Raw genomic sequence first — 235 nt, forward strand, 5'->3', positions numbered from 1 at the left:
TTCAATATCTATGTCATTCTTCCAGTATGGATCAGGTGTATTAATATGGAGTAATCCTTGCTGTAAAATTTTATACTGTTCATCTTCCACACGATACTTTGGTAATGATTCTATAACAATCTCATTTTGAAAAGTTCCGTGCGGTAAAGTGATGGTTAAAATAAATGGACCTAGTTTTGGATTTAATATCCTATTTAAATGTCTGCGATATCCATAAACATCTGCAAGACTTTCT

The 235-nt window shown here is 31.9% G+C and carries 1 pseudogene; it reads right to left on the reverse strand.

Annotated elements, in window-relative coordinates:
• A pseudogene (locus tag KVT11_RS20660) lies at positions 1-235 on the reverse strand (phage tail family protein); the annotation flags it as partial.

This window comes from Bacillus sp. GbtcB10 (assembly GCF_019091365.1).
Taxonomy (GTDB): domain Bacteria; phylum Bacillota; class Bacilli; order Bacillales; family Bacillaceae; genus Bacillus; species Bacillus altitudinis.